Genomic DNA, 19,325 nt, shown 5'->3' with positions numbered 1-19,325 from the left:
ACCACGACGGCGGACGACGGGCGGGCCCGAGGTTGGGGACGCCCGGAACACCGGTCGGGGGGACCCCCGGCCCCGCGTTCGGCCGCGCGCAACACGGCGCGGCCGAAGATCGCCATCATGGAGGCATGTCCTCCACGCCTGAGCCGCACACCGGCCTGCCCGCCGGCGACCCGCACGGGGTGACGCCGGGCGGGGACCCGGCCCCCGTCGTCGGGCACCGACCGACGCCGCAGGAGATCCGGCGGTGGCGCCGGTTCCTCGCCGACGAGCGCGCGGAGGCGGCCGTCTACCGCGACCTCGCGAGCCGCCGCAGCGGTGAGGAGCGCGACATCCTGCTGGCGCTCGCGGACGCGGAGGGGCGGCACGAGCAGCACTGGCTCGGCCTGCTCGGCGACGACGTCGGCAAGCCCCTGCGGGGCGACTGGCGCACCCGGACGCTCGGCTGGCTCGCGCGCCGCTTCGGCGGCGTGTTCGTGCTCGCGCTCGCACAGCGCGCCGAGGCGCGCTCGACGTACGAGACCGACGCCGACGCGACGCCCCGGATGGCCGCCGACGAGCGGATCCACGAGGAGGTCGTGCGCGGGCTCGCGACGCGCGGGCGCAACCGCATGTCGGGGACGTTCCGTGCCGCCGTGTTCGGCGCGAACGACGGCCTCGTGTCCAACCTCGCGCTGATCCTCGGCATCGGGGCGTCCGGGGCGTCGAACAGCACGGTGCTCCTCTCGGGGCTCGCGGGCCTGCTCGCGGGCGCGCTGTCGATGGGCGCGGGGGAGTACGTGTCGGTGCGGTCGCAGCGCGAGCTGCTCGACGCCTCGACGCCGAGCCCGCAGGCGTCCGCGGCACTGCCCGACCTCGACGTCGACGCGAACGAGCTCGCGCTCGTCTACCGCGCGCGGGGCATGGCGCCCGCCGAGGCCGAGGACCACGCCGCCGACGTGCTCGCGACGTACACGCAGCAGACGGTGATCGCCCCGCCGCCCAGCGCGGACGAGCACGAGACGCACGGCACGGCGATGGGGGCGGCGGTGTCGTCGTTCCTGTTCTTCGCGTCGGGCGCGCTCATCCCGGTGCTGCCCTACCTCTTCGGCCTGACCGGGTTCGTCGCGGTCGGCGTGGCGGCGCTCCTCGTGGGGGTCGCGCTCCTGGCGACCGGCGCGACGGTCGGCCTGCTCTCGGGGACCTCGCCGCTCACGCGGGCGCTGCGGCAGATCGGCATCGGCTTCGGTGCCGCGGCGGCGACCTACCTGCTCGGGCTGGTGTTCGGGGCGACCGTCGGGTGAAATCGGACGCTCCGGTGGTGAGCGTCACCGGCGCATGCCTACCGTGACCCCGGACGGGCCTGCCGGCCCGCCTCTTCGCCGCACCGACGACCTACGGGGCGCACGATGGACGCGACGCACGACGCGCAGGGCAGGCGCGCACCAGCCGCCCGCCGCTGGCTCGTGCGCGCGCTCGTGGCCGGAGGTGGTCTCGGTGCCGGCCTCGCGTTCGCCGTCGCGACCGCGGGCGGCGCGTCCGCTGCGGACGACCCGCTCGGCCTCGGCAAGGTCCTGTCGCCCGTCACCTCGACGGTCCAGAGCGTCGTCGACCCGGTCGTGCAGGACGTCGTCCAGCCCGTCGTGCGCGACGTCGTCGCCCCCGTCGTCCAGCCGGTCGCCCCGGTCGTCGAGAAGGTCGTGACCCCGGCGGCACCCGTGGTCGAGGAGGCCGTGCGGCCCGTCGCGCCGGTGGTCGACCAGGTCGTCGCGCCGGCCGCTCCCGTGGTCGAGCAGGTCGTCGCGCCCGTGGCGCCCGTCGTGCAGCCCGTGACCGACGTCGTCGCTCCCGTGACCACGCCGGTCCTCGACGCGGTCGTGCCGGCCGCGACGCCCGTCGTCGAGGCGGTCGCCCCCGTGGTGAACCCCGTCCTCGGGGCGGTGTCGCCCGCGCTCGACCCGGTGACGCCCGTCCTCGACGCGCTGACCCCGGTGCTCGACGCGCTGGCGCCCGTGACCGACCCGGTCCTCGGCCCGGTGACGGGGCCGTTCACCCCGCTCGACCCGCTCGCACCCGTGCTCCCCGAGGCGCCCGCTCCCGGTCCGGAGGCTCCGGGCCCGGTCGGCCCGGCGGGGCCCGGCGCCGGCACGACCGTGGCCGAGCCCACCGCGCCCACCGTGCCGCTGCCGTCGGGCGGCGAGCTGCCGCCCGTGCCTCCTCCCGGTGCGGACCGGGCGGGCCCGACGGCGCTCGGCACCCCGCCCGCGGGCGCACGCGGCGGGGGTCTCCTCGCCCCGCTCGACGCTCCGCCCGGCACCGCCGTGCCCGCAGGCGGTGCGACACCCCTGGGTGGCGCACCGTCGGACGGCGGGCTCGGTACGACACCCGCGCCGTCCGGCAGCTCCCAGCGCGCCGGGTCCGGCGGCGACCTCGCCGCCCTCGGCCACGGTGCCGACGCCCCCGTGCTCTCGTCCTGGACCGCCGTCGTCGACGACGCGCGGTCGAACCACCCCTCGACGTTCTTCGAGGTCCCCGTCTCTCCTGCCTGACGTGGCTCGCGTCGCGCCCCGAGCGCGGCAGACGCGACCCGGCGCCGTCGTGCGCCAGCCACTTCTGAGCAGGAGAGAGAACGATCATGCACACCTTCGTTCGACGCGCGCTGCGCACAGCGCTCGTCACAGGCGGCCTCGTGGTCGTCGGGGCCGGAGCGGCCCACGCAGCCGAGGGCGACCTCCTCGGCGACCTCGGGCTGGACCTGTCGGTCGAGGCTCCGCTGAGCCAGGTGACCGAGGCCCTTCCCGACGTGTCGGTGGACGTGCCCGTGAACGTCCCCGTCACCGTGTCCGACGTCGCGGTGGGTGCCCTCGGGGACGCCACGGTGACCCCGGCGCCCGCGCCCGCGCCCGCGCCGGCTCCGGCCCCGGCGCCCGACCCGGCGCCGGCTCCGGCGGGCCCGGCGGACGTCGACCTCGACGTGCCCGTGACGATCCCGGTGGACGTCTCGGGCGTCGCCGTCGGCATCCTCGGCGACGCCGCGGTGGCCCCGGCTCCGGCTGCGGCTGCCGAGCCCGCCCCGGCCCCGGCCCCAGCTCCGGCAGGACCGACGGACGTGGACGTCGACGTGCCCGTGACCGTCCCCGTGGACGTGTCCGGCGTCGCGGTGGGCATCCTGGGTGACGCGACCGTCACGCCGGCTCCGGCGGCTCCGGCTGCTCCGGCTGACGGCGCGGACGACGGCACGGCGGGGTCCGGCTCCGGCGTCGACGTCGACGTGCCCGTGACGGTGCCGGTGGACGTGTCCGGTGTCGCGGTCGGCGTCGGCGGCGACGCGACGGTCGGCGGTGGCGCGGCGGGAGAGGTCCCCGGTGACGGGACCGGATCCGGCGACGCCGACGGCACGGGCCTCCTCGACGGCGTCCTGGGTGACGGCGGTCTGGTGGACGACCTGCTCGGCGACGGGCTCCTGGGCGACGACGTGCTCGGTGGGGGCGACGGGCTGCTCGACGGGGTGCTCGGCGAGGACGGTCTGGTGGACGACCTGCTCGGCGGCGCCTCGGGCGACGGGCTGCTCGACGGGGTGCTCGGTGACGACGGCCTGCTGGGCGACGGGCTCCTCGACGGGGGTCTGCTCGGGGAGGACGGCGTCCTCGGGGCGCTGCCCGACCTCGACGTCGACCTGCCGGTGACGGTCCCCGTGACCGTCTGCGGCGTGGGCGTCGGCCTGCTGGGTGACGCCTCGGCGGCGTGCCCGACCGCCGCCGTCGTGCCGACGGACCCGACGGATCCCACGGACCCGACGGACCCGACCGACCCGACGGACCCGACCGACCCGACCGACCCGACCGACCCGACCGACCCGACGGACCCCACCGACCCGGGGTCGACGGGTGGCACGGACGGCACGGTCGTCCGGGTGCTCCACCCGATCGGCGCCGGCGCCGGCGTCACGGCGACGACGGCGGGCGGGACGGCCGTCGCGGCGTCGGGCCCGACGGCCCTGGCGACGACGGGCGCGGGGGGTGACCTGGGGCTGCTCGTGATGGCCGGTCTGCTCACGCTGCTCGGCCTGTCGCTCCAGCGCTTCCGTCGGAAGTCCTGGCTCGCGGACCGGGACGCCTACGCACCGGTCTTCACCGACCGGGGCTGACGCCCGCAGAGACGGGACCGCCCGGGCCGTGCGCCCGGGCGGTCCTCGCGGCGCGGTCGCGCCGGACCTGGCCAGGGAGCACCCGGCGTGACCGTGCCGGGGCGGCGCCGCGCGCACGCGCGGCGCCGCCCGCCCGTTCCGCTAGACGACGAGGCCCAGGAGGAGGACCACGAGGAGCGCGACGACGGACAGGACGCACTCCATGAGCGACCACGTCTTGAACGTCTGCCCGACGGTCATGCCGAAGTACTCCTTGACGAGCCAGAACCCGGCGTCGTTGACGTGCGACAGGAACACCGACCCCGCGCCGATCGAGAGCACGAGCAGCGCGGCGTGCGTGGGCGGCAGGGTCGCGGCGATCGGGGCCATGATGCCCGCGGCGGTGATGGTCGCGACGGTCGCGGAGCCGGTGGCGACGCGGATGAGGACGGCGACGAGCCAGCCCGCGAGCAGCGGCGTGATGTTCGCGTCCGAGATGCCCTTCGCGACGACGTCGCCCACGCCCGAGTCGACGAGCGTCTGCTTGAAGCCGCCGCCGGCGCCGACGATGAGGAGGATGCCCGCGATCGGCGCGAACGACGAGTCGACGAGCTTGCTCACCTGGTCGCGCGTGCGGCCGAGCGCGGAGCCCAGCACGACGAGCGAGGTGAGCGCGGTGATGAGCAGCGCGACGAGCGGGGTGCCGATGAACTCGAAGACGCGGCCCCAGCCGGTGTCGATGGACCCGCTGACCTCGACGAGGGTGCGGGCGAGCATGAGGATCACGGGCAGCAGGACGACGCCGACGGAGACCGCGAAGCTCGGGCGCGGTGCGTCCTCGTCGCGCTCGGAGACGCCGAGCACGGACGTGGGCGGCGGGAGCGGCACCCAGCGCGCGAGGGGCTTGGCGAGCAGCGGGCCGGACACGACCACGGTGGGGATCGCGACGAGCAGGCCGAGGCCGAGCGTCAGGCCGAGGTCGGCGCCGAGCGCGTCGATGGCGAGCAGCGGCCCCGGATGCGGCGGGACCAGACCGTGCAGCGCGGACAGGCCCGCGAGCGCGGGGATCCCGACGAGGATCGGGTTGGTGCGGACGCGCTTGGCCACGAGCATGACCACGGGCACGAGGAGGACGACGCCCACCTCGAAGAACAGCGGGATCCCGATGACGAACGCGATGAGCGCCATGGCCCACGGCAGGCGCTGCGGCGTCGTCCTGCCGAGGATCGTGTCGACGATCTGGTCGGCGCCCCCGGAGTCGATGAGCAGCTTGCCGATGATCGCGCCGAGCGCGATGAGGACGCCGACCCCGGCGACGGTCGAGCCGAGCCCCGCGGAGAAGCTGGTGAACGCGTCGACGAAGTCGATGCCGGCCACGACGGCGAGCACGGCCGAGCCGATCATCAGCGCGAGGAACGGGTGCAGCTTGAGCCACACGATGAGGACGACGATCGTCGCGATGCCGACGACGGCGGCGAGGACGAGCTGGGCCGTCCCTGCGTCGGTCACGGGGGCGTCCTCCGCGGCGCGCGCGACGGCCGCGGCGGCGGACGGAGCGAGCGTCGTGAGGTGCTGCGTGAGCGTGCCGATCATCGCTGCGCCTCCGTCCCGGCCGAGGTCCCGGTCGAGGTGCTGGGGTCGGTCCGCCCGCAGTCGGCCCGCCGGTCGAGCACGAGGTCGGCGATCTCCTCGGGCGTGCGGGTGACGTCGACCGTGAAGCCGGGCTCGTCGTCGCCCAGGGGCTCGAGCGTGGCGAGCTGGGAGGGCAGGAGCGACGTGGGCATGAAGTGGCCGCTGCGGTGCTCCATGCGCTCGGCGAGGAGCTCGGGGCTGCCGTCGAGGTGGACGAAGCAGACGCGGCCGCGCGCGGTGCGCAGCAGGTCGCGGTAGGAGCGCTTGAGCGCGGAGCAGGTCACGACGCCGGAGCGTCCGGCGTCCGCCTCGGCGCTCAGCCAGTCGCGGATCGCCTCGAGCCACGGCCAGCGGTCCTCGTCGGTGAGCGGGGTGCCCGCGCTCATCTTCTCGATGTTGGCCTGCGGGTGGAACCGGTCGGCCTCGGCGTACTCGGTCCCGAGGCGCTGCGCGAGCAGCGTCGCGACCGTCGTCTTGCCCGAGCCTGCGACCCCCATGACGACGAGGTGCTGGGGTGCGTGGTCGGGTGCGGCGCTCTCGGCCTGGACCGTGGTGCTGACGTCCGTGTCCATGTGTCGACTTCCGTGTCGGGCGGGCGTCCGGTGCGGGTGCGTCTCGCGGCGCGGTCCCGTCCCGGGTGGCGACCGTCGTGGTCCCCACTGCCGACCACTGTGCGGCATTGGTAGCACCTTTGGCAAGTGATTGATATCACCAATGGGCGCCAGTAGGCTGCTGACCATGGCGACGACGGTCCTGCACACCACCGTGCTCGACGCCCTCGGACGCCGTATCACCAGCGGCGACGTCCCCGCCGGCTCGCCGCTCACGCTCGAGTCGATCGGGTCCGAGTTCGGCGTCTCGCGCACCGTCGCGCGCGAGGTCATGCGGCTCCTCGAAGGGCTCGGCCTGGTGCGGTCGAAGCGTCGCGTCGGGCTCGTCGTCCTCGGCATCGAGGAGTGGAACGTGCTCGACCCACGCGTCATCCGCTGGCGCCTCGAAGGGCCGGGTCGTGACCCGCAGCTCCGCACGCTCACCGAGCTGCGCCACGCCGTCGAGCCGCTCGCGGCCGCCGGAGCGGCGGTCCACGCGACGGACGACGAGCGCGCCGAGCTCGTCGCGGCGGCGACGCGCATGCGGATGCTCGGCGAGGCGGGCGACCTGGAGGAGTTCCTCGCGCTCGACGTGCGCTTCCACGAGCTCCTGCTCCGCGCGAGCGGCAACGAGATGTTCGGCGCGCTCGCCGGCGTCGTCGCCGCGGTGCTCAGCGGCCGGACGCACCTGGGCCTCATGCCCGCGTCCCCCGTCCCCGAGGCGCTGGACCAGCACGAGGCCGTCGCGCGCGCCGTCGCGGCCGGCGACCCGCGCGCCGCCGAGGCGGCGATGGCGGCGATCGTCGGCGAGGTCCGCGCCGCGCTCGGCGGGGTCGACCGACAGGCCTGACCGGACCCTCACGCGTGCGCCTGTCCGGCTCGTCGTGCCTGCCGGACGACGCCGTACCTGCCAGGCGGGGTCGTGCCCGCCGGGCGGGACCGTGCCCGCTGGGCGACGCCGTGCCGGGAGCCGGCGGGGCTATCTCGCGCCGGCGGAGGCCGGGAGCGCGTGCAGCGCGTCGACGAGCGACGCGAGCTCGGGCGTCTCCGTCGCGTCGTGCAGGGCCGCCTCGAGGGTTGCGTCGTGGGTGGGGCGCGCGGCGCGCAGGAGCGCCTCGCCCGCGGGCGTGAGCTCGGTGTAGATCCCGCGGCGGTCGTCCTGGCACAGGATGCGGGTGAGGAGCCCGCGGTCCTCGAGCCGGTTGACGAGCCGGGTCGTCGCGCTGGGGGAGAGCGCGGCGGCCCGCGCGAGCTGCTGCATGCGCATGTGCCAGCCGTCCTGCCGGGAGAGCGCGTCGAGCACGGTGTACTCGACGACCGAGAGGTCGTGCTCCGACTGCAGGGCACGCTCGAGCGCGGCGTCGATGAGCCCGTGCAGCGCGGCGAGCGTGCGCCAGCCCTGCGCGCGGATCTCGACGGCGTCGTCGGCGATGCCCATGGGGTCCTCCTCGGTGCGTGCGTGCCCTCACAACTATAGCGCTTGTGCAACTAATCGGCGTGTGCAACTATCGATAGCGCGCGTCTGCAACAAGTGCAGACGCCAGGTGAACGCGTGTGCAACGCGATCCCTTCCCGATCGTCCCTCAGGAGCCCTTCCGTGTCCTCGACCACCACGACCATGCCCCGCACGGCCCTGCGCGGCGGCACCTCGATCCCGCAGGTCGGCTTCGGCGTCTTCCAGGTGCCCGACGCCGAGACCACGCGAGCGGTGAGCCTCGCCCTCGAGGCGGGGTACCGCAGCGTCGACACCGCGGCCGTCTACGGCAACGAGGCGGGCGTGGGCCGCGCTCTCGCGGAGTCCGGCCTCGCGCGCGACGACGTCTTCGTCACGAGCAAGCTGTGGATCGACTCCCTCGCCCGCGACGCCGTCCGCCCCGCGCTCGAGAGGTCGCTCGAGCTGCTCGGGCTCGACCGGCTGGACCTCTACCTGATCCACTGGCCGTCGCCCGCCCGCGGCCGGTGCGTCGAGGCGTGGGAGGGTCTCGTCGCGGCCCGCGACGCGGGCCTCGTCCGCGAGATCGGCGTCTCCAACTTCGAGCCCGCGCACCTGCGCGCGGTCGTCGCGGCGACGGGCGAGACGCCCGCCGTCAACCAGGTCGAGCTGCACCCCGCGCTCCAGCAGCGCGCGCTGCGCGACGTCCACGCCGAGCTCGGGATCGTCACCGAGGCGTGGAGCCCGCTGGGCCAGGGCACGGTCCTCGACGACCCGACGGTCGTCCGCGTCGCCGCCGCCCACGACGTCACGCCCGCCCAGGTCGTCCTGCGCTGGCACCTGCAGCAGGGGACGGTCGTCATCCCCAAGTCCGTGACGCCCGCGCGGATCGCGTCGAACCTCGACGTCCTCGGCTTCGCGCTCACCGCCGACGAGGTCGCCGCGATCGACGCCCTCGACGCGGGCGGTCGTATCGGACCGCACCCCGACACCTTCGAGGGCTGACGCGCCGGCGCGCGCCCCGGCCCGCGCCGCGCCTCGCCCGCGAGACCGCACCTTCCCGGAACCAGGAGATCGTCATGCCAGTCGCCCTCTGGGCCCTCGCCATCGGGGGCTTCGGCATCGGGCTCACCGAGTTCGTCATCATGGGCCTGCTGCCCGAGGTGGCCGCCGACTTCGGCGTCACCGAGTCCGTCGCCGGCTACCTCATCTCGGGCTACGCGCTGTCCGTCGCCCTCGGCGCGATCGGCCTCACGGCCGCCCTGACGCGCGTCGACCGCAAGAAGGCCCTCCTCGGCCTCATGGTCCTGTTCATCGCGGGCAACCTGCTGTCCGCCGTCGCGCCGACGTACGAGGTCATGCTCCTCGGCCGCGTCGTCGCGGCGCTGTGCCACGGCGCGTTCTTCGGGATCGGCGCCGTCGTGGCGGCCGACCTCGTCGCGCCGGAGAAGCGGGCCGGGGCCATCTCGATCATGTTCGCCGGGCTGACCATCGCGAACGTGCTCGGCGTCCCGTTCGGCACGTTCCTCGGCCAGGCCGCCGGATGGCGTGCGACGTTCTGGGCCATCACCGCCATCGGCGTCGTCGCGCTCGCCGGGATCGCGCTCCTCGTCCCGTCGCGCGTCGGGTCGCCCGACGGCGTCCCCGCACCCGACGGCAGCACCTCGCCCGGGACGGACCGCGCGTCGGGCAGCGCCGGGCTGCGCGGCGAGCTCGCCGCGTTCCGCAGCGCGCAGGTGTGGTTCTCGATCGCGATCACCGTGCTCGGGTTCGGCGGGATGTTCGGCGCCTTCACCTACATCGCGTTCACGCTCACCGAGGTGGGCGGGTTCACGACGGCGTCGGTCCCGTGGCTGCTCGTGCTGTTCGGCGGCGGTCTGTTCGTGGGCAACCTCGTCGGCGGGCGCGCCGCCGACCGCCGGCTCGGCACGACGCTCGTCGTGCTGTTCGCGGCGCTCACCGTGGTGCTGGGCGTCTTCGCGCTCACCGCGACGAGCCAGGTGATGACCGTCGTGAGCCTCGTCCTCATGGGCGCCTTCGGGTTCGCGACCGTCCCCGGGCTCCAGATGCGCGTCATGTCGTTCGCCCAGGGCGCGCCCACCCTCGCGTCGGGCGCGAACATCGCCGCCTTCAACGTGGGCAACGCGCTGGGCGCGTGGATCGGCGGCCTGACCATCGCCGCCGGGCTCGGATTCACGTCGCCCCTGTGGGCGGGCGCCGCGATGACCGCCGTCGGACTCGTCGTCCTGCTCGTCGCGGTCAGGGCCCGCGGCGGTGAGTGGTCGCGAGCCGTGCGGCCCCCGCACGACGCGGCGCCCGCCCCCGCGCCGGAGGCGCCGGCCGCCGTCTGACACTCGCGGTGCCGAACCCGGGGTCCTTCCTCACGACCGGCGCGTCGTGGGGATGGACCCCGGGTTCGGCGTGTCAGCGGGGGTGGATGCGCACCTCGGCCGCCTTGATGACGAACCACGCGCGCTCGCCCGGGGTCAGGCGCAGCTCGGCGACGGCGCGCGGCGTGAGGTCGGCGGCCAGGTGCGGGGAGTCGTGGCCGACGGCGGCCGGGGCTCCCGCGGCCGGGGCACCCGGGTCCTCGCCGGCCACGCGGCCCCACACGCGCAGGAGCGGTCCGTGCGGCTCGACGCTCGTCACGACGACCCGGTACGCGTTGCGCGGGCTGCCCTCGGGGGTCGCCCGGTGCACCGCGACCGCACGCGGCTCGAACACGGCGACGGCCCCGTCGCCGACGGCGAGCGGATCGCCCGCCGTTCCGCGCACACGGACCTCGGTGCCGTCGACGGCGAGGGTCGCCTCGCGTGCGGCGGCCTCCTCCGGCCCCGCCTCGGTGCGGACCAGAGCCGCGTCCGCCCCGCCGGCTCCCGCCCCACCGGCTCCCGGCCCGCCCTGCTCCGTCCCGAGGCTGCCCACCGTGACGGGCTCCGGCACGGCGACGTGGACGACGCTCCCCGCCAGGAGGTTCACGCCCGCGAGGCGGGCCGCGAACCGGGACCGCGGCCGCGTGAGGACCTGGTCCACCGGCCCGTCCTCGACGACGCGGCCGTCGTCCAGCACGACGACGCGGTCCGCCAGCAGCAGCACGTCGAGCAGGTCGTGGGTCACGAGGAGCGTCGTGCGCGGGTGCTCGCGCTGCGCGTGGTGCAGCACCGACCGCACGTGCTGCGCGACGCCGACGTCGAGCGAGGCGAGCGGCTCGTCGAGCAGCAGCACGCGCGGGCCGGTGACGAGCGCCCGGGCGATCGCGACGCGCTGCGCCTGCCCCCCGGAGAGGTCGGTCGCGCGCCGGGTCGCGAGGTGGGCGGCGCCGACGTGCCCGAGCGCGGCCCGGGCCTCGCGCCGGGCGCGCGAGCGTGGCACGCCCCGCGCCCGGAGGCCGAACGCGACGTTGTCCTCGACCGACAGGTTCGCGAACAGCAGCGGCCGCTGGCTCAGCCACGCGACCCGGCGGCGGCGCGGCGCGGCGCGCGTGACGTCGTCGTCCCCGACGGCGACCCGGGCGCCGGGCGCGTCACCGGGTGGGAGGAGGCCCGCGACGACCTGCACGAGCGTCGACTTGCCCGCGCCGTTCTCGCCGAGCACCGCGACGACCTCGCCCGGGGCGAGCGCGAGGTCGACGTCGAGCCCGCGGTCGGGGACGACGGCGCGCACGGCGAGCGTGGCGGGGGCCCCGCCGGCGCGCGGGGTCGGGTCCGCGGCGGCTGCCGTCACCCGGTCGTCGTCGGCCCCGGGTGAGACGTCCTCCTGGAGGAGCCGATCGCCGTCGGGCAGGGTGCCCGGCCCGCGGGCCACCCGGCCCCCGCGCCGCGGTCGCGCCGTCCGGGCGTCCGGGCCCCCGAGCACGCGCGGGCCGTGGACGGCCGCCGTGATGAGCACGGCCACCACGACGAGCACGAACGACAGCGCGACGGCGGCGTCCGGGTCGGCGCTGCGCTGGAGGTAGATCTCGAGCGGCAGGGTCTGCGTGACGCCCTGGAGCGCGCCCGCGAACGTGATGGTCGCGCCGAACTCGCCGAGCGCCCGCGCGAACGCGAGCACCGCGCCCGACGTCAGCCCCGGCAGGACGCGCGGGAGGGTGACGCGGCGCAGCACCGTCGTCGGGCGGGCGCCGAGCGTCGCGGCGACGTCCTCGAGGCGCGCGTCCTGCGTGCGCAGCGCGCCCTCGAGGCTCAGGACGAGGAACGGGAGGGCGACGAAGGTCTGCGCGATGACGACGGCCGTCGTGGTGAACGCGACCTCGATCCCCAGCACCTCGAGGTGCCGGCCGATCAGCCCGCGGCGACCGAACGTGTGGAGCAGCGCGATGCCGCCGACCACGGGCGGCAGGACGAGCGGGAGCAGGACGAGGGCGCGCGCGACGCGCTGCCCGGGGAACGTCGTGCGCGCGAGGACGAGCGCCATGGGCGTGCCGAGCACGACGCAGCACAGCGTCGCGACGAGCGCGGTGCGCAGGGACAGCCCGAGCGCGTCGACCGCGGCCGGGGACGTCACGAGGGCCCAGAAGCCGCCGGTCCCGTCAGGCCCCGGCGTCGGCTCGACGCGCGCGACCATCGCCACCACGGGGACGACGACGAACAGCGCGCCGAGCAGCGCCGGGACGAGGACCCAGCGGGGGAGCCCGCGCATCAGGACCCGCCGGGTGCCGCGGACGTCACGGCGCGGAGGCGTCCGGCGCGCCGAAGCCCGCGGCGGCGAGCGCGGCCTGCCCGGCGTCGCCGGTCACGAGGTCGATCCACGCCCGCGCGAGCTCGACCTGCTCCGGGCCGGACCGCTCGGCCGCCGCGACGAGCGCGATCGGGTAGACGTTGAGCGCCGCGTCGGTCTCGGGCACGTCGACCACGTCGACGTCGTCGCCCGCGAGGGTCGCGTCCGTGACGTACACGAGGCCTGCGTCGGCCTCGCCCGACGTCACCTTGGCGAGCACGTCCGTGACGCTCGCCTCCTCGCTCACGCGGTGGACGGTGACGCCCGCGGCCCCGGCGACCGTGTCGGTCGCGGCGCCGCACGGGACCTCGGGCGCGCACACCACGACCTTGACGTCCTCGCGCGCGAGGTCGGCGAAGGTCTCGACGCCGGCCGGGTTGCCGGGCGGGGTGACGACCGTCAGCGTGTTCGTCGCGAACGCGACCGGGTCGGACGCGTCGCCCGCGTCGACGACCCGGGCCATGGTGCGCTCGTCCGCGGAGGCGAAGACGTCGGCCGGTGCCCCGGCGAGGATCTGGTCGCCCAGGTCGGACGACCCCGCGAACGACAGCGCCACGGTCACGCCCTCGTGCTCGGCCTCGAAGTCCGCCGCGAGGTCCGTGAACACGTCGCGCAGCGACGCGGCGGCGAGGACCGTGAGCGTGCTCTCCTCGGCCGGCGTGCTCGCGGCGTCCGCGGCACCGTCCGACGACGCGGCGTCGCCCCCGCCGTCCGCGCCCGAGCCGCACGCGGCGAGCGCGGCGAGGAGCGTCGCCGCCCCGAGCGCCGCGAGGGTGCGCCGGGTCCGGCGGTGCGCGAGGGTCGGGCGGGTGGTCGGGCGGGGCCGTGCGGACGCGCTCACGCGGCTCCTCCCGGGGTCTCGACGATGACGGTCGTCGCCTTGACGACCGCGACGGCCAGGCTCCCGGGCTCGAGGCGCAGCTCGCGCACGGCCTCGGTGCTCATGAGCGAGACCACGCGCTGGCCCCCGCAGAGCATCTCGACCTGGGACATCACGGTGTCGCTCACGACGCCCGTCACGATCCCCACGAACCGGTTGCGCGCCGAGCGGGCGACGCCGGACGGGTCGGGCGTCGGGTGCGACTGCGCGACGGCGAAGCGCGCGAGCTCCGCGCCCTCGACGACCTTGCGCCCGGCGTCGTCGACGCTCGCCGCGAGCTCGCCGGCGTCGACCCACCGACGGACGGTGTCGTCGCTCACCCCGAGCAGGCTCGCGGCCTCTCGAATCCGAAAATGCGGCATGACGGCGAGGATAGACCCGCACCTGCGGAGTGTCACCTCGTTTCGACCGTGAAAACTCCAGGGGAGACGTCCGGGCGCCGGCGCACCCGCGCCCGAAGGATGCACGTGGACGTGCAGGATCGCGCGCCCGTGCATCGCTGGACCGGTGGTGTGGCAGGCTCGGCGGGTGAGCGAGACGACGACCCGGGCGGGCGTGCGCGTCGCCGTCGAGGACCCGGCGGCCGAGGACGTGCTGGCGCTGCTGCAGGAGCACCTGGACGAGATGCACGCGACGTCGCCGCCGGAGAGCGTGCACGCGCTGGACGTGGAGCGGCTGCGCGCGCCGGACGTCACCTTCGTCACCGCGCGCTCCGCGGACGGCGGTCTCCTGGGGTGCGGTGCGCTCAAGCAGCACGACGCGACGCTGGGCGAGCTCAAGTCCATGCGCACGACGGCGGCCGCGCGGGGCCGGGGCGTCGCCGCGACGGTCCTCGCGCACCTGCTCGACGTCGCACGCGACCGTGGGCTCGACCGCGTGAGCCTGGAGACGGGCGCGGAGGACTACTTCGCGCCCGCGCGTCGCCTCTACGCGCGCCACGGGTTCGTGCCGTGCGCACCGTTCGCCGACTACACGGACGACCCGAACAGCACGTACATGTCTCGCACCCTCTGAGCCCCACTGCAGCAAGGACGGCACCGGGCGGTCACTGGCGTCGACGTTGCACATGCCCGTCAGCAGGTGGTGGGCGCGTCGTGTCGGGGCGCCCGGACAGCGAGCGGTTACCTCTTCGCCAGCCGTCGGAGCCAGGTGAGAGGGCCGCAGAGGTGTGCGTCATCGGGCATCGTCGAAGGCATCTCTTGCGCAGCGACGGATTCACAGACGAGGGCTTTGGCCAGCGCGCATCGCCACGCAAGCGCATCGTGGCGCTCCTGGGCCTGTTCGCGGCCTTCCGTGGCGAACCAGACCCCGAGCGCCAAGCATGCCACGGCGCCAAGGAGGAAACCGACGGTCTGGAGCCCAGCAAGTCTCAGCTCCGGAAGATCCGACGCCATGGGCCATGACAGTGCGAGAACGATCTGGATGCCGACCAGCGCAATCGACGCCGACGCGACCCACATCGCGATGCTCAGCGCCGGCCGGACGACGGCGTGGGTGGTCGCGTCATCGACCGCCTGGTCAGCCGCGACGGATGCTCGCACCCAGTCCTCGCGTTCTATTCCTTCGTGGACCAGTCGGTGAACCATCTCGTCGTCGCAGGTTCGTCCGAAGAGGACCCGCGGCGTCTTCTTGAAGTTGCGCCGCCTGTCGCGTCTGGTCTCGATCTCGAGCTCGTCGTAGGTGACCACACCGCCCCCTTGCCGTTGGCTGCTGCTGAGCGCACAGCCGGTCGCGAGGAAGCGTAACGAGCGGGTCCGACGCCGCGTGCTGGGCGTCTGGAGAGCGAAGGACCCCGTGTCCTGTGCCGGTCACGGGGTCCTTCTCGTCGGGTCGTGGAAGGCGTGGGAGCGCCTGGGTGTCATGCGTCGAGCTTCAGCCGGGCACCGAGGGCGACCGCCGCCACGACGGCAGCGCCGGCGACGAGCACGAGGTCCTTGAGCACGTACTGGCCCAGGAGGGTCATGCCGTGGCCGAACAGCTCGCCGGCGAACAGGACGATCGGCGACAGGATGCCGGCCATCGCGACGGCGAGAGCGACCAGCCCGGCCCGCAGGAGGCGGCCCGTGAGGAGGGCCAGGCCGATGAAGGTCTCGAGGACCGCGGTGAAGATCACGGCCGCCGTCCCGCCGACGAGGCCGAACGTGAGCGTCTCGACGGTCCGCGCCGCGATCGACTCCGCCGGGCTCGCGCCGGGGAAGAACTTCAGGACGCCGAACCCGAGGAACACGAGGCCGAGGGCGACGCGCAGCGCGGGCACGGACCAGCGCGTGAGGAAGCGCGCGGTGGCGGCGACGGCAGCGTCGACGCGGCCGGCCAGGCGCGCCGGCAGGACGGACGCGCGGCGCCGGGCGGCGGGCGTGGTGGACGACGCGGACGGGCGGACGGCGCGGGGGCGACCGGCGGTCGTCGGGGCGGTGGTGGACATGCTCGAACCTCTTCCGGGTGACGGTCACGGTCGGGGTGACCGCCCCTGGAAGGAGGGGGCGTCGGGGCGTTCCGTGGTCGCCGCGGCGCCCATTTCACCCGGTGGTCCCCGGTGGCCGCTCGGGGCGCCACGGTGATTTCCGGCCGCTGACCTGGTGCTCCGCGGGTGCGGCGCTGCTGACGCGGATCACCGCCCGCGCGGGCGCTCCGAGGGGTCCCAGCCGGGCCGCGGGGCGCGCGCGGCGACCGACGCCTCGCGCGACCGGTACACCACGTACGGGCGGAACAGGTAGGGCACCGGCGCGGAGAACGCGTGCACGAGCCGCGTGAACGGCCACAGGATGAACAGCAGGTTGGCGGCGACGATGTGGAGCTGGAACGCCGCGGGCACGCCCTCCATGAGCGCGGGCTGCGGCTGGAGGTACCACAGCGACCGGAACCAGGGGGAGATCGTCTCTCGGTAGTCGTACCCGTGGCCGCCGGCGAGGAGCTGCGTCTGCACGGTCGCCCACGACCCGAGCAGGATCGACGCCGCGAGGAACACGTACATCGTCTTGTCCATGCGCGTCGTCGCGCGGAAGACGGGACCGGTGGTGCGGCGCCGGTAGACGAGGATGAGCAGCCCGGCGACGAGCGCGACCGCCGCGATCGACCCCATGTACGTGGCGACGAAGTGGTAGGCGACCTCCTGGATGCCCACCGCCTCCGTCCACGACGTGGGGATGACGAGGCCCATGAGGTGCCCGAGGATCACGAAGAGCAGCCCGAAGTGGAAGAGCGGGGAGCCGAGCCGCAGGAGCCGCTTCTCGTAGAGCTCGCTCGACCGCGTGGTCCAGCCGAACTTGTCGTACCGGTACCGCCAGACCGACCCCACGACGAACACCGCGAACGTCACGTACGGGAACACGACCCACAGCAGGATCTCGCCCGTGCTCACCCCGCTCATCGCACCGCTCCTCCGGTTCGGCCGGACCCGCTGCCGTACGGCTCCAGCGCGAACGGCTCCATCCCCACGAGCTCGGCGGGCGGACCCGCCGTCACGAGCTCGACGTACCGCTCCCGCGTGCGCGCGTCGAGCGGCGGCAGGGTGAGGCACACCGCCTCGACCAGCCCGGTCCACGGGCTCGCCATGCTCTCGAGCGCGGTCCGCAGCACCTCGATCCCGTCGCGGTGCGAGGCGAGCAGCCCCGCGGCGATCGTGGCGTCGTCGCCCTCGGTGCGGGCCGAGAACTCGAGCACGGTCGGCAGGTAGTCGGGCAGCTCCGAGCCCGTGACCTCCCAGCCCGCGGCCCGGTACGCCTCGACGAACGCGACGAGGGCCGTCCCGCGCCGCCGGGTGTCGCCCGCGGCGTAGTACGACAGGTACATCGAGCACTTGCGCTTGAGGTCGAACGTCGCGACGTAGCGGGCCTGGAGGTCGCGCAGGCCCTGCGCGTCCGCCGGCGCCGGCAGCGCGTCGCAGAACGCGTCGAGGCGCTCGCGGACCGGCGCGGGCAGCCCCGGCGTCGAGGCCCGGACGGCGACGGCCGCGTCGAGCACGTCCGCGTCGGGGTAGGCGAGCAGCACGGACGCGGCCATGTGCGCCGTGCGGCGCTGGGTGTCCGACGCCGCGACCGGCGACAGGTGGTCGGGTTGCGGCCCGCGAGGTCGTGCCCCGGGACGCAGCGCCGGGGTCGGGAGCAGGGAGCGCGTCCTCATCGGATGCCCCCGTCGGGCTCGACGCCAGGCCCGTTCTCGGGTGCCGGTCCGGCCGCCGGTCGACCGGGCGCCGACGGGCCGGGGATCGTGTCGTGGCGCGCGTCCTGCCGACCCCCGGGCAGCGAACCGGGGCCCCCGGGCGTGACGCCGCCGGTCCCGGTGCCCGCGCCGGTCCCGCCGGTCGTCGCGTCCTCGCCCGGCGGGAAGAGCCCGGGCGGGCGGCCGTTGCCGTCCCAGTTGAGGAGGTTCACGCGGCCCGGTGTCGAGGGCCCGTACGGCGAGTCCGCCGTCTGGCGCGCCTGGAGGACGTGGAAGTTCTCGACCGCGACGGGCACCGGGCTCCCCGACGTCTCGCCGAACGGGCCGCCGCCGGTGAGGCCCATGCCGCCCATGCCGGGGCCGCCGTCGTAGTCGAGGGAACAGGAGAGCTCGTCGAGCTCGCGGGCGATCTCGGTGTGGGCGGTGGGGATGACGTACCGGTCTTCGTACTTCGCGATCGCGAGGAGGCGGTACATCTCCTGGACCTGTTGTCCGGTCATGCCGACGGCGGCCGCGGTGTGTTCGTCGGGTTCGTGGCCGAGGTTGAGGTCGCGCATGTAGGAGCGCATGGCGGCCAGGCGGCGCAGGACCTTCTCGACGGGGGCGGTGTCTCCGGCGGTGAAGAGTCCGGCGAGGTATTCCAGGGGGATGCGCAGCTTCGAGATGGCGGCGAACAGGGTGCGTCCGTCTTCGCCGTCGTTGCCCGACGCTGCGACGACGTCGACGACGGGGGACAGGGGTGGGATGTACCAGACCATGGGCAGGGTGCGGTACTCGGGGTGCAGGGGGAGGGCGACCTCGTACTTCGTGATGAGGTCCCAGATGGGGGAGCGTTGGGCGGCGGTGATCCAGTCCTCGGGGATGCCCTCTTGTCGTGCGGCGGCGATGACCTGGGGGTCGTTCGGGTCGAGGAAGACGGCGCGTTGGGCGGCGAGGAGGTCGTGCTCGTCCTGGACGGCGGCGGCGTGGGTGACCTTGTCGGCGTCGTACAGGACGAGGCCGAGGTAGCGCAGGCGTCCCACGCACGTCTCGGAGCACACGGTGGGCAGGCCGACCTCGATGCGGGGGTAGCACAGGGTGCATTTCTCGGCTTTGCCGGTCTTGTGGTTGAAGTAGACCTTCTTGTAGGGGCAGCCGGTGACGCACATGCGCCACCCGCGGCACTGGTCCTGGTCCACGAGGACGATGCCGTCCTCGGCCCGCTTGTACATGGCCCCCGACGGGCAGGACGCGACGCAGGCGGGGTTGAGGCAGTGCTCGCAGATGCGGGGCAGGTAGAACATGAACGTCTTGTCGAACTCGGTCGCGACGTGCTCAGACATGTGCTGCAGGACCGGGTCCTGGTCCATGGTGGTGGTGGAGCCGGCGAGGTCGTCGTCCCAGTTCGCCGACCAGGAGATGGTCATGTCCTTGCCCGTCAGCAGCGACGTGGGGCGTGCGACGGGGGTGTGGGGGCCCTGGGGGGCCGACAGGAGCATGTCGTACTCATACGTCCACGGTTCGTAGTAGTCGTGGATGGAGGGCAGGACGGGGTTGGAGAAGATCGTGGCGAGCTTCTTCAACCGGCCCCCGGCGCGCAGCTTCAGCTTGCCCTTCGTGGTCCGGACCCAGCCGCCCTGCCAGCGTTCCTGGTCCTGGTAGGTGCGCGGGTACCCCAGGCCGGGACGGGTCTCGACGTTGTTGAACCACACGTACTCGACCCCGGTGCGGTTGGTCCAGGCCTGCTTGCACGTGACCGAGCACGTGTGACACCCGATGCACTTGTCCAGGTTCATCACCATCGACATCTGCGCCATCACCCGCACGACGCCA

Annotated in this window: 18 protein-coding genes; 7 read left to right on the top strand and 11 right to left on the bottom strand. The window is 74.8% G+C overall.

Translation table 11 applies throughout. From position 1 onward, the window contains the following. Positions 1-125 precede the first annotated feature (125 nt). The 3 genes from NHH00_RS16640 (at position 126) to NHH00_RS16630 (ending at position 4,123) form a co-directional block, all read left to right on the top strand. Positions 126-1,280, top strand: a complete 1,155-nt coding sequence (locus tag NHH00_RS16640; protein ID WP_253054284.1) for a VIT1/CCC1 transporter family protein — start codon at positions 126-128, stop codon at positions 1,278-1,280. Between the two features lie 105 nt (positions 1,281-1,385). Next, the gene (locus NHH00_RS16635) at positions 1,386-2,525 is read left to right on the top strand and encodes a hypothetical protein (RefSeq protein WP_253054282.1); all 1,140 of its coding nucleotides are present in this window, start codon (positions 1,386-1,388) and stop codon (positions 2,523-2,525) included. A gap of 86 nt (positions 2,526-2,611) precedes the next feature. Further along, entirely contained in the window at positions 2,612-4,123 is a 1,512-nt protein-coding gene (locus NHH00_RS16630; RefSeq protein WP_253054280.1) for a hypothetical protein, read from the top strand. 141 nt (positions 4,124-4,264) lie between these two features. On the opposite strand, the gene NHH00_RS16625 is transcribed toward NHH00_RS16630, so the two are convergent. Next, entirely contained in the window at positions 4,265-5,695 is a 1,431-nt protein-coding gene (locus NHH00_RS16625) for a GntT/GntP/DsdX family permease (protein ID WP_253054278.1), read from the bottom strand. Next, on the bottom strand, positions 5,692-6,306 hold the full coding sequence (locus NHH00_RS16620; RefSeq protein WP_253054276.1) for a gluconokinase: 615 nt from the start codon (positions 6,304-6,306) through the stop codon (positions 5,692-5,694). The genes NHH00_RS16625 and NHH00_RS16620 overlap by 4 nt, the downstream gene beginning before the upstream one ends. A 166-nt stretch (positions 6,307-6,472) precedes the next feature. On the opposite strand from NHH00_RS16620, the gene NHH00_RS16615 reads away from it, so the two are divergent. Next, complete coding sequence (locus tag NHH00_RS16615; protein WP_253054273.1) at positions 6,473-7,174, top strand: FadR/GntR family transcriptional regulator; 702 nt, start codon at positions 6,473-6,475, stop codon at positions 7,172-7,174. A gap of 129 nt (positions 7,175-7,303) precedes the next feature. Here NHH00_RS16615 and NHH00_RS16610 read toward each other — a convergent pair whose 3' ends face one another. After that, positions 7,304-7,762, bottom strand: a complete 459-nt coding sequence (locus NHH00_RS16610; RefSeq protein WP_253054271.1) for a MarR family winged helix-turn-helix transcriptional regulator — start codon at positions 7,760-7,762, stop codon at positions 7,304-7,306. Positions 7,763-7,942: 180 nt separating this feature from the next. Between NHH00_RS16610 and NHH00_RS16605 the strand changes: the two genes are divergently transcribed. Continuing rightward, a complete protein-coding gene (locus NHH00_RS16605) occupies positions 7,943-8,761 on the top strand; it encodes an aldo/keto reductase (protein ID WP_253054940.1) in 819 nt (272 codons plus the stop codon). A 74-nt stretch (positions 8,762-8,835) separates the two neighbouring features. Beyond that, positions 8,836-10,107, top strand: coding sequence for an MFS transporter (locus NHH00_RS16600; protein WP_253054269.1), 1,272 nt, complete (start codon positions 8,836-8,838; stop codon positions 10,105-10,107). Positions 10,108-10,180: 73 nt separating this feature from the next. Here the strand turns inward: NHH00_RS16600 and NHH00_RS21235 are convergent, their stop codons facing one another. Genes NHH00_RS21235 through NHH00_RS16580 form a run of 3 tightly spaced genes read right to left on the bottom strand, consistent with a single transcriptional unit; the run spans position 10,181 to position 13,714 of the window. Continuing rightward, the gene (locus NHH00_RS21235) at positions 10,181-12,394 is read right to left on the bottom strand and encodes an ABC transporter permease (protein ID WP_374615158.1); all 2,214 of its coding nucleotides are present in this window, start codon (positions 12,392-12,394) and stop codon (positions 10,181-10,183) included. Between the two features lie 25 nt (positions 12,395-12,419). Beyond that, on the bottom strand, positions 12,420-13,313 hold the full coding sequence (gene modA / locus NHH00_RS16585) for a molybdate ABC transporter substrate-binding protein (RefSeq protein WP_253054267.1): 894 nt from the start codon (positions 13,311-13,313) through the stop codon (positions 12,420-12,422). Continuing rightward, on the bottom strand, positions 13,310-13,714 hold the full coding sequence (locus NHH00_RS16580) for a TOBE domain-containing protein (protein ID WP_253054265.1): 405 nt from the start codon (positions 13,712-13,714) through the stop codon (positions 13,310-13,312). The genes modA and NHH00_RS16580 overlap by 4 nt, the downstream gene beginning before the upstream one ends. Positions 13,715-13,880: 166 nt before the next feature. Between NHH00_RS16580 and NHH00_RS16575 the strand changes: the two genes are divergently transcribed. Further along, positions 13,881-14,366 (top strand): GNAT family N-acetyltransferase, encoded by a 486-nt coding sequence (locus tag NHH00_RS16575; RefSeq protein WP_253054262.1) that lies wholly within the window; start codon positions 13,881-13,883, stop codon positions 14,364-14,366. Between the two features lie 107 nt (positions 14,367-14,473). Here NHH00_RS16575 and NHH00_RS16570 read toward each other — a convergent pair whose 3' ends face one another. From NHH00_RS16570 to narH, 5 genes are all read right to left on the bottom strand, one after another. Beyond that, positions 14,474-15,040 (bottom strand): hypothetical protein, encoded by a 567-nt coding sequence (locus NHH00_RS16570; RefSeq protein ID WP_253054260.1) that lies wholly within the window; start codon positions 15,038-15,040, stop codon positions 14,474-14,476. A gap of 170 nt (positions 15,041-15,210) precedes the next feature. Continuing rightward, positions 15,211-15,777 (bottom strand): DoxX family membrane protein, encoded by a 567-nt coding sequence (locus NHH00_RS16565; protein ID WP_253054258.1) that lies wholly within the window; start codon positions 15,775-15,777, stop codon positions 15,211-15,213. Positions 15,778-15,963: 186 nt separating this feature from the next. Continuing rightward, positions 15,964-16,722, bottom strand: coding sequence for a respiratory nitrate reductase subunit gamma (gene narI, locus NHH00_RS16560; protein WP_253054256.1), 759 nt, complete (start codon positions 16,720-16,722; stop codon positions 15,964-15,966). Continuing rightward, positions 16,719-17,474, bottom strand: coding sequence for a nitrate reductase molybdenum cofactor assembly chaperone (gene narJ / locus NHH00_RS16555; protein WP_253054254.1), 756 nt, complete (start codon positions 17,472-17,474; stop codon positions 16,719-16,721). The genes narI and narJ overlap by 4 nt, the downstream gene beginning before the upstream one ends. Beyond that, positions 17,471-19,318 (bottom strand): nitrate reductase subunit beta, encoded by a 1,848-nt coding sequence (narH, locus tag NHH00_RS16550; protein ID WP_253054252.1) that lies wholly within the window; start codon positions 19,316-19,318, stop codon positions 17,471-17,473. The genes narJ and narH overlap by 4 nt, the downstream gene beginning before the upstream one ends. Between the last annotated feature and the right edge of the window lie 7 nt (positions 19,319-19,325).

It is taken from the genome of Cellulosimicrobium cellulans (assembly GCF_024124905.1).
GTDB classification, from domain to species: domain Bacteria; phylum Actinomycetota; class Actinomycetes; order Actinomycetales; family Cellulomonadaceae; genus Cellulosimicrobium; species Cellulosimicrobium cellulans_G.
This window is presented reverse-complemented; position numbering and strand designations above follow the sequence as displayed.